Source organism: Pseudoflavonifractor sp. MCC625 (assembly GCF_018784545.1).
GTDB lineage: Bacteria > Bacillota > Clostridia > Oscillospirales > Oscillospiraceae > Pseudoflavonifractor_A > Pseudoflavonifractor_A gallinarum.
The window spans coordinates 45,663-58,032 of sequence record NZ_WQOJ01000011.1 but is presented as its reverse complement, the minus strand read 5'-3'; the positions used below and the strand labels follow the sequence as shown (position 1 = coordinate 58,032).

Sequence of the window (12,370 nt, the reverse complement as noted above, 5' to 3'; positions counted from 1 at the left end):
ACGTGAGAGAGACCTTCGTGGTCCAAGTGATCAGTGCTCAGAATGCCACTTGGCAGGGTGTCGTCACTTGGGCTGAGGGCAAACGGAAACAACCCTTTCGAAGCGCGCTGGAATTACTGAAACTCATTGACAGTTCTCTGGAAGAAGAAGCTGCTGATGAGGCTCAGGAGGAATGAGCGCAGATCCAAGACCAATCGTGAGAAAGGCGTTCTCACAAAGAGGGGAAGCAAGGTGCTCCCAATCATATGAAAAAGGAGAGAGCGATCATGTTGGCAAAGAGACAGAGTCTAAAGCGCATCTTAGCGTCTGTTCTGTCCGTCATTATGCTGCTGGGCCTGATGCCTACGGCGGCGCTGGCGGCCGGAGAAGGCACCGTTGATCTGGCTGGAGGTGCTGTGGAGAGCAAGTCCCCCTACGATTTGGGGAATACACCCGGGATCGATGGGCAGAAGGATGATATTTACGTAAAGGAATATCATCTCATGACCCGTGAGTCCTTCCAGAATTACTGCTGGGAGCAGGCGGGGAATGAGGTCCCTGCTGGGGATTGGGTTACCGCGCTGGTCCTGAATGGCATGCGAATTGTGGCTAAGGATGGTGCGGAGACTGCCAGACAGGCTGATATCACGGGCGGAGACGGCTATAATGTCTATGGCAATGTGGAGTGGAGCGGACTGACCCGCTACATCCAGCCGGACGAGGTTGCGGAGATCGTGCTCTATGGTACCTATGTCGATAACTACATGAAAGAGGGCTGGCTCTTCGACTATCCCTGGTTTGACATTAAGAGCTTTGAGTACCATATCCCGGCGGATCAGTTTGTGTTCGATGCGTACGATGACAACTGGAACTGCCAGGAGTTCTGTGAGGTGTGGTTTAAGGATGAGGCTCCCGAGCCTCCCGAGCAGAAGGTTTTCTCCGCGGAAGTAAGCTTTACCTATGGTTACGAGGGTGAAGAGGCCAAGGCTGTTCCCGCTGACAAGATGCCTGAAATTCCCCTGAACGACAAGGGCGTTTATTTGATTTCCCTCCTGGAGGATAAGCTGGAGGGTTGGACACAGGATGGCGAGAAGTATACCAAGGATTTTGGTGCGGCAATCCCTGATACAATCACCGTAGATGACGTCACCTACACCCTGACGACTCAGGACAAGACCATCGCCATCAGCGAGCAGGGCGAGCACAAGACCTTCCACTATACCAAGTCTGTTCCCACCCAGGCAAGCGTGGATCTGGAGATCCAGAAGGCAGTCAAGGCCAGCCAGCAGGGCAGCGGTGCCCCGGCGGAGACCTTCCGTTTCTTCCTGGTGGATACCACGAATGGTATCAATCGGCCTGTGGAGACAAAATCCATGGTGACCACCGGTGTGGGCAGCTATACCGAGCACATCAATCTGACCTATACGGCTGCCGGCGAGTATACCTATGAGCTGTGCGAGCTGCCTGACGGGGCCAAGGACTGGACCTATGATGTGAACGCGATCTATCGCTTCCAGGTCGTAGTGACGGAGCAGAACGGCAAGCTGACGGCTGAGCTGAAGGATCAGAGCGGCAATGCGATCGATGGTAAGTTTGCCTTTACCAATACCTACAACGGCTTCTATCAGCCCGCCGGAGAGCGGCTTGTGGTTCTTCAGGGCGGTGTCCGCCAGGCGGACGGCAGCCTGAAGCAGCTGTATCTGGAGAGCTATCACGTCTCGGTCAATGAGCCCTACGACATGACCGATGAGCTGGCTGCTCTGGAAAAGGAGCACTGCGCTGGATACACGCAGAAGGAAGTGTTTGGCAACCTGAAGGGTGAGGCCGGAAATTCCGATGTCAAGATCCTGGTGGAGTACACCAAGAACGAGACCCCGGAGACCGAGGGCACACTGACCATCCAGGTGGTGAACGAGAACGCCACACCGAATAGCTTCACTATCGTTGTGACCGGTCCCGATGATTTCCGCAAGGAGATCTCCAGCAGTGAGATGACCGGCCTGCAGACGATCCTTTCCAACCTGAAGCCCGGCACCTACACCGTGGTGGAGAGCGGCGCCGGTCTGAGCGAGTATGATCTCGTTGTCACCTATATGGTGGGGGATCAGAATGGCAACACCGTAGATGTGACTGCCGGCAGCAGCCAGACCATGGTGATCACGAATACATATGTCCGTGACGATGGCGGCGATGGTGGTGACGGTGGCGACGGCGGAAATACCGGCAATGGTGGTGACGGTGGCAACACGCCCACCCCCACTCCGACTCCCACTCCGGAGGAAGAGATCCCCGACGAGAACACGCCTCTGGGCCCCGGCCCTGAGGAGCCCGGCACCGGTACCGGTACCGAGTCTGGCACTGGCACCGAGCAGCCCGGCACCGGCGACGGCGAGGGCGAAGCGGTCGTGGATATCGACGACGGGGAGACTCCTCTCGGAAACCTGCCCCAGACCGGTATGGTCGCCACGCCTGTGAATCCGGCTGTGACGGCTGGCCTGGTGGCCCTGGCCTTCTCCATGGTAGGCGCTGGCCTGCATCTCTCCTTCTCCCGGAAGAAGGGTGAGGAAGAGGACTGAGCCTCTGAGTAAGACCACAACAAAATAAGATCCAAAGCCCCCGCGGACATCGTCCGCGGGGGCTTTCCAATTCCTATAGAATTAGGCGATGGGGGCTACGCCCAAGGTCATCTCTTCCAGTACTTCCAATACCATGCGCACCGTGTCCAGAGAGGTAAAGATGGTGGCGCCATTTTCCACCGCACAACGGCGGATGAGGGCGCCGTCCTGGTAATGCTCCCCGGAAAGGATTGCGCGGGTATTGACTACACAGTTGATCCGTCCGCTGCGCAGATCCTGGAGGATCTGGTCATCGCCCTCGCAGATCTTACCGTAGACTCGGGTGCGCAGACCGCGCTGCCGCAGGTATTGGGCGGTGGCCTGGGTGGCACAGAGACTGTACCCCAGACGATAGAAGCGCTCGGCCAGAGGGAATGCTTCGGCCTTGTCCTCGTCCGCCACGGTGAAGAGAATGGTGCCGTGGTCGGCTACCCGCACCCCTGAGGCCTGGAGCGCCTTGTACATGGCGCGGGTCAGACTGGGATCGTACCCAATGGCCTCACCAGTGGACTTCATCTCGGGGGAGAGATAGGCATCCAGTCCGCTGAGTTTGGAGAAGGAGAAGGCGGGGGCCTTCACATACCAGCAGGCGGGACGGACAGGGGGGCGGTCGGCATAGCCCTGTTCTTTGAGCGAGATGCCCAGCATGACCCGGGTGGCGATGTCGGCTAGCGGCAGGCCGGTAGCCTTGGAGAGGAAGGGGACCGTGCGGGAGGAGCGAGGGTTGACCTCGATGATGTAGACCCGGTCCTCTTTGTCCACAATAAACTGGATGTTGTAGAGGCCCTTGATGCCGATGCCGGGGCCCAGCTGGCGGGTATAGGCCTCGATCTGCTCCAGTGCCTTCTGAGAAACCGAGAAGGTGGGGAACACGCTGATCGAATCTCCCGAGTGAATACCCGTCCGCTCCACCAGTTCCATGACACCGGGGAGGAAGACGTCGGTGCCGTCGCAGATGGCGTCTACCTCCAGCTCCTTGCCGGTGATATACTGGTCTACCAGCACGGGCTGGTCCTCGTTGACGGCGACCGCGGTGCGCAGGTAAGTGCGCAGGTCCTCCGGTTTGGAGACAATCTGCATGGCCCGGCCGCCCAGCACATAGCTGGGACGCACCAGGACGGGATAACCGATCTCGGCGGCGGCCTGCTCCCCGGCCTCCACACTGGTGACTGCCACCCCCTTGGGCTGAGGAATGCCAAGGGAGGAGAGTACCCGCTCAAAGGCGTCCCGGTTTTCGGCCCGCTCGATGGCTTCACAGTCGGTGCCGATGAGGGGCACCCCGCGCCGGGCCAGAGGCTCGGCCAGGTTGACGGCAGTCTGTCCGCCCAGACAGGCCACGACGCCCAGAGGCTGTTCCAGCTCCACCACATTCATCACATCCTCTGGTGTGAGGGGCTCAAAGTAGAGCTTGTCGCTGGTGGTATAGTCGGTGGAGACTGTCTCCGGGTTGTTGTTCAGAAGAATGGCCTCATAGCCGTGGGCGCGGATGGTCTGGACTGCGTGGACAGTGGAGTAGTCAAACTCCACGCCCTGGCCGATCCGGATGGGACCGGAGCCCAGGACCAGGATCTTGGGCCGGTCACTGACCCGGGACTCGTTCTCCGCCTCATAGGTGGAGTAGAAGTAGGGAATGTAGCTGTCGAACTCGCTGGCACAGCTGTCGATCATCTTGTAGACCGGCAGGATGCCGTGCTCCTTCCGCAGGGCGCGGAGGGTGTCCTCTTCCATCCCCCAGGTCCGGGCGATCCAGGTATCGGAGAATCCGGCGCGCTTGGCCCGGAGGAGGACGTCGGGGTCGCGGGGAGCGGCAGAAAGCGCCTGCTCCAGGGCTACGATGTTCCCCAGCTTATCCAGGAAAAAGGGGTCGATCTGGGTCCGGGCTGCAATGAGCCCGGGGTCCATGCCCAGGCGCAGCAGCTGAGCCACGGCATAGATCCGGTCGTCGGTGCCCAGGGTGATATAGGAGAGAAGCTCCTCCCCGGTCATGGGGTCAAACTTGGGCAGGTGGAGGTGGCAGGCGCCGATCTCCAGAGAGCGTACCGCTTTGAGCAGGCTCTCCTCCACGGTGCGGCCCACGCTCATGACCTCGCCGGTGGCTTTCATCTGGGTGCCCAGGCGGTTGGAGGCGTCGGTAAACTTGTCAAAGGGGAAGCGGGGCATCTTGGTCACCACATAGTCCAGGGCGGGTTCAAAGCAGGCGGGCGTATTGGCCAGCTGGATCTCGTCCAGGTGCAGGCCCACGGCGATCTTGGCCGAGACCCGGGCGATGGGATAGCCGCTGGCCTTGGAGGCCAGGGCCGAGGAGCGGGAGACCCGGGGATTGACTTCAATGACATAGTAGCGGAAGGACTGGGGATCCAGGGCAAACTGGACATTGCATCCGCCCTCGATGCGCAGGGCGCGGATGAGCCGCAGGGCGCTGTCCCGCAGGAGATGATATTCCTTATTGGTCAGAGTTTGGCTGGGCGCCACCACGATGGAGTCGCCGGTGTGGATGCCCACGGGGTCCAGATTCTCCATGTTGCAGATGGTGATGGCGGTATCGTTGGCATCCCGGATGACCTCGTATTCGATCTCTTTATAGCCCTTGATGCTTTTTTCCACCAGAACCTGTCCCACGGGGGAGAGCGCCAGGGCGTTGACCAGCAGGTCAGCACACTGCTGGGGATCGTCAGCAAAACCGCCGCCGGTGCCGCCCAGGGTGAAGGCGGGGCGCAGGACCACCGGATAGCCAATGGAATCCGCCGCGGCAAGTCCCTCCTCCACACTGTGGACGGTCTCGGAGGGGAGGACGGGCTCTCCCAGAGACTGGCACAGGGCCTTGAATTCCTCCCGGTCCTCCGCCCGGCGGATGCTCTCCCGGCTGGTGCCCAGCAGCTCCACGCCGCACTCCTCCAGCACGCCCAGGTCGGACAGCTCCATGGCCAGGTTGAGGCCGGTCTGCCCGCCGATGCCGGGGACCAGGGCGTCGGGGCGCTCCCGCCGGAGGATCCGGGCCACATATTCCGCGGTGAGAGGCTCCATATAGACCTTATCGGCCATGGCCGGGTCCGTCATAATGGTGGCCGGGTTGGAGTTGACCAGCAGGACCTCATACCCCTCCTCCCGCAGGGCCAGGCAGGCCTGTGTGCCCGCATAGTCAAATTCGGCGGCCTGGCCGATGACGATGGGGCCGGAGCCGATGACCATGATCTTGTGAATGTCGGTACGCTTAGGCATGGGTCTTGTCCTCCTTCATGAGCTCGATAAACTGGTCAAACAGGTAGCCGCTGTCCTGGGGACCGGGGGCACTCTCCGGGTGGTACTGAACGCTGAAGATTCGTTCTTCGGGGCAGGCCACGCCCTCCACCGTGCCGTCCAACAGGTTGGTGTGGGTGGGGATGAGACCGGTGCCCGCCAGCGAGTCGGCATCCACCGCATAGCTGTGATTCTGGCTGGTGATCTCGATCTTGCCGTCGGAGAGTCGGAGGACGGGGTGATTACCGCCGCGGTGGCCAAATTTGAGCTTATAGGTACGTCCGCCGAAGGCCAGGGAGATGAGCTGATGTCCCAGACAAATGCCAAAAATGGGCCAGCGCCCCCGGATGGCGCGGATGAGCTCGATCACGGGCCCCACATCCTCCGGGTCACCCGGGCCGTTGGAGAAGAAGACCCCATCGGGCTGGTAGAGGGCAATCTCCTCCGCGGTGGTGTTCCAGGGCACTACGGTCACGTTGCAGCCCCGGCGGTTCAGGCTGCGGATGATATTGAGCTTGATGCCGCAGTCCACCGCCACCACATGAAAGCGGTGGTCGGCGGTGCGGGCATACCAGCGCTTTTTACAGCTCACTCGGGAGACGGCGTCCCGGGGCACCGGAGTGGCGCGCAGGCGGGCCAGGGCGGCCTCCCGGGGGACGTCGGCCCCGGTGAGAATGGCCCGTCGGCTGCCGTGGGCGCGGATGGAGCGGGTGAGCTGCCGGGTATCCACGCCCCAGAGCCCGGGAATGCCGTTCTCCTCCAAAATCTCCGAGAGGGTCTTGGTGTAGCGGAAATTGCTGGGGCGGTCGTTGTATTCCCGGACCACCAGTGCGCCGATGGTGGGAAAACGGGTCTCAAAATCCTCGTCGGTGATACCGTAATTTCCGATCAGGGGATAGGTCATCACCACCATCTGGTCGGTATAGGAGGGGTCGGATACGATCTCCTGATATCCCACCATGGAGGTGTTGAAGACCAGCTCGCACACCCGGTCGGCGGGATAGCCGAATCCGTGGCCGTAATACTCGCTGCCGTCCTCCAGGACCAGCTTTCGTTCCAGTGTTTGCATGGGTGTCATCCTTTCTCTCAGAGGCGTGGGCAAAAAAAGGACGGTGGGCAAATAAGCCACACCGTCCAATGCCTATAAGACATCATTTTCCAGGAGGAAGAAAGACTGGGGGAAGAACGCCTTGACCAGATTCATGGTGTTCTTGCTGCTGCCCATACTTTGCTCACCTCCGGGAATTTGCATTGTGCGATATTGTACGGAAAAGAAAGTATACTGTCAAGTATAAAGTTTATTCTTTATAGGAGTGAACAAGAAAAGGGCGGGAAACGCCCCGCAGGATGGTTGCGGCAGGGCAGCACAGAGGGTATAATAAAATGCAAAAAGGCCGCGCTGCTCGGCCTTCTGGAGCAAGGAGGACAGATTGTCATGGAATATGAACTGAGCCGCGACGGCATGACCATCCGGGTGGCGGAGATGGGGGCCGAGATCCAGTCGTTCACGGCCTGCGGCAGAGAGTGGATGTGGAGCGGGGACCCATCCGTGTGGGGTCGGCATGCCCCGACCTGTTTCCCCTGGTGCGGGCGGCTGAAGGACGGCTATTTTGAGCAGGACGGCGTGCGCTATGAGAACGGCCCTCACGGCTTTGCTCGGGAGTATCCCCATACCCTGGTCGGGCAGGATGGGGCGTCCCTTACCTTCCGGCTGGACTGGAATGAGGAGACCTGGAAGCGCTATCCCTGGAAATTCCGGCTGGAGACGGAGTACCGGCTGGGGGAGGGGGTCCTCTCCTCCACCTATCGGGTCTATAACCTGGATGAGCGGGAGATGCCCTTTCAGGCGGGGTTCCACTATGCCCTCGCCCTCCCGCTGACACCGGAAGGACAGACCGAGGACCACGAGCTGCGCTTTGCCGGCGCGGAGGAGCCCGAGGAGATCCTGACGCTGGAGGGAGGACTGGTCAGCGGACGCCGTCCCCGTTTTACCGGAATGGACCATGTGAAGCTGGACGACCACCTGTTTGATCAGGACTCCATCTGCCTGTCCGGGCTGCGCACCCCTTGGATCGAGCTGGCCAGCCGGACTGGGGAGACGGCCATTCGGCTGGGTATGGAGGGCTTCCCTTACGTGCTCTTCTGGTCCAAGCCCGGCCCGATGCGCTTTGTGTGCATTGAGCCCTGGCATGGTCTGCCGGACGATGCACAGGGGGATCACAATCTCTTCCACCGCCCCGGCATTCGGGTGCTGGGACCGGGGGAGTCCTTTACCTGTACACAGACCCTGACACCGCGGGGATAAAACAAAAGGCCGCCGGGATGGAATTCCATCCCGGCGGCCTTTTGTATCCAGTTGGCTTAGAGGGTGCGCAGAGCATCCTGCAGGGCGGTTTTTTGAGAGGTGCCCGCATCCTTGTGCTCCTTGATGATACGGGCGGGCACACCGGCCACCACGGCTCCGGCGGGAACGTCCTCGATGACCACGCTGCCCGCGGCCACGACAGCTCCCTGCCCCACGTGTACCCCCTCAATGAGGACGGCGTTGGCCCCGATGAGGACATCGTCCTCCACAATGACGGGTACTGCACTGGCGGGCTCCACCACGCCGGCCAGCACCGCGCCGGCTCCCACATGGCAGTTGCGGCCCACCGTGGCCCGGCCACCCAGCACCGCGCCCATGTCGATCATGGTGCCGGAGCCCACCACGGCGCCGATATTGAGGATGGCGCCCATCATGATGACCGCATTGTCGCCGATCTCCACCTGGTCCCGGATGATGGCACCCGGCTCAATGCGGGCATTGATGCCCTTCAGATCCAGCAGGGGAATGGCGGAATTGCGGCAGCTGTTCTCCACCACCAGATCGTCGATGCGATCGGCATTGGCGGCGAGGATGGTGCCCAGCTCCTTCCAGTCCCCGAAGATGACCTTGTCCCCGACGCCGAACACCTGGGCCGAGCCGTAGTCGATGGGGGCTTTTTCCCGGAGGGTGACCTTGACGGGGGTCTTCTTCTCCGCCTGTGCAATATAGCGAATAATTTCCTGTGCGTCCATGTATGATCCTTCTTTCTCAGGGTTAATGGGGAGTGGGGAAGAGCAGGTCCTCCAGAGCGTAGAAGCCGGGCTCTCTGCTGACAAGGAGCCGTGCGGCCCGGAGGGCCCCGGCGGCAAAAATAGAGCGGTTGTCGGCCCGATGGCTCAGATGGAGCTCCTCCTGGGGGCCGAAAAAGGAGACCGTATGGGCGCCCGCCACCGTGCCGCCCCGGAGGGCGTGGACCCCGATCTCCCGGGGAGAACGGCGGGCGGAGCGCCCCTCCCGGCCGTAGACTGGGGAGTAGGTATGGCCGGGATCCACCGCCTCCAGCAGAAGTTTGGCGGTGCCGCTGGGGGCGTCAGCCTTCTGATTGTGGTGGGTCTCCACGATTTCGATGTCAAAAGCGTCTCCCAGCACCTCCGCGGCCTGGGCGGCCAGGCGGCGAAGGACCGCGATGCCGATGGAGAAGTTGGCGCTGTGCAGTACGGGCGCGTAGTTGCCCAGCTGGCAGAGCAGGTCCATCTGCTGGGGAAGATAGCCGGTGGTGCCGCTGACCAGGGGCGTGCCGGTACGGCGGACATACCCGGCCACCGCACACAGACTGTCCGGCGCGGAAAAATCCACGATGACGTCGGCCGGGGGAGCCGTGCGCTCCAGATCACTCAGGTTGGTGCGGTGGAAGGCGGCCAGAATGGTGAGATCCTCCTCCTGTTCCACCAGGGTGCGGAGCATGGTACCCATCCGGCCGGTGCCGACCAGAAGGAGGTTCATGCCAGAACACCTGCCTTTTCCATGGCCTCCCGCAGAGCGGCGCGGGGACCCTCCGACATGGTGGTCAGAGGCAGCCGGTAGCCGCCCACCTCCATGCCCATGAGGTTGAGGGCCTCCTTCACCGGGACGGGATTGACCTCCAGGAACAGGCCGTTGATGACATCCAGATAGCGCAGCTGGGTCTCCAGGGCGGCAGCGCGGTCCCCGCGGAGGTAGTTCCACACCATATCGTGGATCTCCCGGGGCAGGATGTTGGCAGCCACCGAGATCACGCCGCTGGAACCCAGCGCCATCATGGGCAGGACGATGTCGTCGTTGCCGGAATACATGAGAAAATCATCCGAGAGATAGCGGGCGATCTTGGTGGCATAGCTCAGGCTGCCCGAGGCCTCCTTGATGCCCACGATGTTGGGGTGGACCGACAGGCGGCGCACCACGTTTTCCGAGATGGAACAGCCGGTCCGTCCGGGCACATTGTAGAGAATACAGGGGATGTGGACCGCGTCGGCCACCGTCTTGAAGTGGAGGTACATGCCCTCCTCGTTGGTCTTGTTGTAGTAGGGGGTGATGAGGAGCAGACCGTCCACCCCCAGGCGCTCAAAGCTCAGGCTCTTTTCCACCATGGTCTCGGTGCAGTTGGAGCCGCTGCCCGCGATGACCGGGACACGGCCGGCCACCCGCTCGACGGTGTAGGCGCAGACCGCGTCGTCCTCCTCGTGGGTCATGGTGGAGGACTCGCCAGTGGTGCCCAGAATGAGAATGGCATCGGTCTGGTTGGCCAGATGGAAGTCGATCAGCTCCCCCAGCTTTTCAAAATTGACCGATCCATCGGGGTGGAAGGGGGTGATCAGGGCAACGATGGAACCTTGGATGTGTCTGGCGTTCATGTGAAAGACTCCTTTCTCGAATGGCGGACAGATGCCGCGATGCGGACAGAGGAGCGGACACAAAACAAAAAACGCCAGTAGGGCTATGCCTTACTGACGGCCCAGGCTCTCCGGTGCATTTGGGGAGAAACCTGCAGTAAGGATAGCACTCCCGCGGGTCATCCCCGCAGACAGTGCCGCAGATCTTCTCCACGGCCCCACCCGGCCGCCGTGCCCGGCGTCCGAATTCGGCAGGTTCGCCTCCGCCCGGGATCGCTGTCTGCCGACTCCCCCGGGGTATTCTCACCTGCGCCTCTATCCTGAGTTTGGCCTATTTTAGCACGGCGCTGCTTTAGTGTCAAGAAGTTTTTTCTGCGAATTTCACTTGCACCCGGCGTCCTGGGACCGTATAATAGCGGACAAAGAAACCGCGTCTGCGGGGAAATGAGGGATGTAACATGCTCCAACTGCTCCAAACTGTCCGCCGGGATCTCCATCGCATTCCGGAGCTGGATGACCAGCTACCCCAGACCACGGCCTATCTGCGCCGCGCGCTGGAGGATCTGCCCTGCACGCTCTTTTCCCCGGACGGACGGGCTCTGTGCGCTTGGTTTGACGGGGGGAAGGAGCGGGCTGTGGCCTTCCGGGCGGACATGGACGCCCTGCCCATTTTGGAAAAGACAGGGGCGCCCTATGCCTCCTGTCACCCGGGGCAGATGCACGCCTGCGGCCATGACGGCCATATGGCCATGCTGATCGGCCTGGCCCACACGGTGGCGGAGCGCCTTTCCACACTGCCCCGCAATGTGCTCCTGATCTTCCAGCCCGCCGAGGAGACCACCGGCGGGGCCCGTTCCATCTGCGAGAGCGGCGTGCTGGAGCGCTATGGGGTGGAGCGGATCTACGGCTTCCACCTCTGGCCGAATCTGCCGGCGGGGACGCTGGGCAGCCGTCCGGGACCCCTGATGGCACGGGCCAGCGAGGTGACGGTACGGATGACCGGCCGCAGTGCCCACATTGCCCGCTGGCAGGAGGGGGCTGACGCCCTGATGGCGGGGGCCCGCTTCCTGTGTGAGGCGGAGGCGTGTACCGGGAAGCTGAACCGGGAGCAGGGCGTATGCCTCCTCAAATTCGGGCGGATGGAGAGCGGGAGCGTCCGCAATGCCATCAGCGCCGAGAGTACGCTGCTGGGCAGTCTCCGAGTGGACTCGGACGAGGTGTTTCAGAGCGCCAAGGAGGAATTGCGTGCGCTGACCCGGACGGTGGGGGAGCAGTACGGCGTGGAGGCGGAGATCCGGTTCTCCGAGGGATATCCCCCAGTGTGCAACGATCCGGAGCTCTATGCCGCCAGTGCGGCCGCCCTGCCGGAACTGCACCTTCTGGAGGAGCCCCTCCTGATCGCGGAAGATTTTTCCTTTTACCAGCGCTGTGTGCCGGGCGTCTTTTTCCTGTTGGGGACGGGAACCGGGATCCCGCTCCATGCCGATACCTTCGATTTTGATGAGCAGGTACTGGAGGCAGGGGTTCGGTTCCAGCAACGCCTGCTGGAGTTAGCCTAGGGAAAACTGTGAGCGGAGAAAGAACATGTCTTTTTAAGACGAACAATAGGGAAACCGGGCCATACCAGAGGATGCGGCACAGGAAGGCCATGTGTCCGAGCGAGGACCGCCCTACCGGGCGGGAGGAAAGAGAGCCTGTTATACCTTTATATAATAAGATATGCGGATTTTGAACAATAGAAGCAGAGAAACGGATGGAAGGATGAGAGAGGCACTGCACTGCCCGCCTGGGTTACCCCGGGCGGGCAGATGAGGGGAGCGACCTGCGCGAGGGACCTCGCTGTGTGCGTGAAACCCGGACTGCAC

9 protein-coding genes and 1 riboswitch are annotated in these 12,370 nt (G+C 61.5%); of the genes, 4 read left to right on the top strand and 5 right to left on the bottom strand.

From position 1 onward, the window contains the following. Positions 1–2 precede the first annotated feature (2 nt). Both GPK94_RS04420 and GPK94_RS04415 read left to right on the top strand, forming a co-directional pair. Positions 3–176, top strand: coding sequence for a hypothetical protein (locus tag GPK94_RS04420; RefSeq protein ID WP_328821083.1), 174 nt, complete (start codon positions 3–5; stop codon positions 174–176). A gap of 90 nt (positions 177–266) precedes the next feature. Beyond that, positions 267–2,555 carry an FctA domain-containing protein gene (locus tag GPK94_RS04415; RefSeq protein WP_215654715.1) on the top strand — a complete coding sequence of 763 codons (2,289 nt, stop codon included), beginning with the start codon at positions 267–269 and terminating at the stop codon, positions 2,553–2,555. Between the two features lie 81 nt (positions 2,556–2,636). Here GPK94_RS04415 and carB read toward each other — a convergent pair whose 3' ends face one another. Beyond that, entirely contained in the window at positions 2,637–5,813 is a 3,177-nt protein-coding gene (gene carB, locus GPK94_RS04410) for a carbamoyl-phosphate synthase large subunit (RefSeq protein WP_215654713.1), read from the bottom strand. Then, positions 5,806–6,900, bottom strand: coding sequence for a glutamine-hydrolyzing carbamoyl-phosphate synthase small subunit (gene carA, locus GPK94_RS04405; RefSeq protein ID WP_193538816.1), 1,095 nt, complete (start codon positions 6,898–6,900; stop codon positions 5,806–5,808). The genes carB and carA overlap by 8 nt, the downstream gene beginning before the upstream one ends. A gap of 366 nt (positions 6,901–7,266) precedes the next feature. On the opposite strand from carA, the gene GPK94_RS04400 reads away from it, so the two are divergent. Next, the gene (locus GPK94_RS04400; protein ID WP_215654706.1) at positions 7,267–8,136 is read left to right on the top strand and encodes an aldose 1-epimerase family protein; all 870 of its coding nucleotides are present in this window, start codon (positions 7,267–7,269) and stop codon (positions 8,134–8,136) included. 56 nt (positions 8,137–8,192) lie between these two features. On the opposite strand, the gene dapD is transcribed toward GPK94_RS04400, so the two are convergent. From dapD to dapA, 3 genes are read right to left on the bottom strand one after another with little or no spacing between them, the layout of a single operon-like run. Continuing rightward, positions 8,193–8,888, bottom strand: a complete 696-nt coding sequence (gene dapD, locus GPK94_RS04395) for a 2,3,4,5-tetrahydropyridine-2,6-dicarboxylate N-acetyltransferase (RefSeq protein WP_215654703.1) — start codon at positions 8,886–8,888, stop codon at positions 8,193–8,195. 22 nt (positions 8,889–8,910) lie between these two features. Further along, a complete protein-coding gene (gene dapB / locus GPK94_RS04390) occupies positions 8,911–9,639 on the bottom strand; it encodes a 4-hydroxy-tetrahydrodipicolinate reductase (RefSeq protein WP_215654701.1) in 729 nt (242 codons plus the stop codon). Continuing rightward, positions 9,636–10,526, bottom strand: a complete 891-nt coding sequence (gene dapA, locus GPK94_RS04385) for a 4-hydroxy-tetrahydrodipicolinate synthase (RefSeq protein WP_193538824.1) — start codon at positions 10,524–10,526, stop codon at positions 9,636–9,638. The genes dapB and dapA overlap by 4 nt, the downstream gene beginning before the upstream one ends. A gap of 135 nt (positions 10,527–10,661) precedes the next feature. Beyond that, positions 10,662–10,831: riboswitch (Lysine riboswitch) on the bottom strand. 132 nt (positions 10,832–10,963) lie between these two features. Here dapA and GPK94_RS04380 point away from each other — a divergent pair. Further along, positions 10,964–12,064, top strand: coding sequence for an amidohydrolase (locus GPK94_RS04380; RefSeq protein ID WP_215654699.1), 1,101 nt, complete (start codon positions 10,964–10,966; stop codon positions 12,062–12,064). Positions 12,065–12,370 lie beyond the last annotated feature (306 nt).

Excerpts from the sequence above, each read along its gene's own strand:
- dapB (WP_215654701.1), bottom strand. The coding sequence starts at position 9,639 with ATGAACCTCCTTCTGGTCGGCACCGGCCGGATGGGTACCATGCTCCGC.
- GPK94_RS04380 (WP_215654699.1), top strand. The coding sequence starts at position 10,964 with ATGCTCCAACTGCTCCAAACTGTCCGCCGGGATCTCCATCGCATTCCG.
- dapA (WP_193538824.1), bottom strand. The coding sequence starts at position 10,526 with ATGAACGCCAGACACATCCAAGGTTCCATCGTTGCCCTGATCACCCCC.
- GPK94_RS04400 (WP_215654706.1), top strand. The coding sequence starts at position 7,267 with ATGGAATATGAACTGAGCCGCGACGGCATGACCATCCGGGTGGCGGAG.
- carB (WP_215654713.1), bottom strand. The coding sequence starts at position 5,813 with ATGCCTAAGCGTACCGACATTCACAAGATCATGGTCATCGGCTCCGGC.
- GPK94_RS04415 (WP_215654715.1), top strand. The coding sequence starts at position 267 with ATGTTGGCAAAGAGACAGAGTCTAAAGCGCATCTTAGCGTCTGTTCTG.
- carA (WP_193538816.1), bottom strand. The coding sequence starts at position 6,900 with ATGCAAACACTGGAACGAAAGCTGGTCCTGGAGGACGGCAGCGAGTAT.
- dapD (WP_215654703.1), bottom strand. The coding sequence starts at position 8,888 with ATGGACGCACAGGAAATTATTCGCTATATTGCACAGGCGGAGAAGAAG.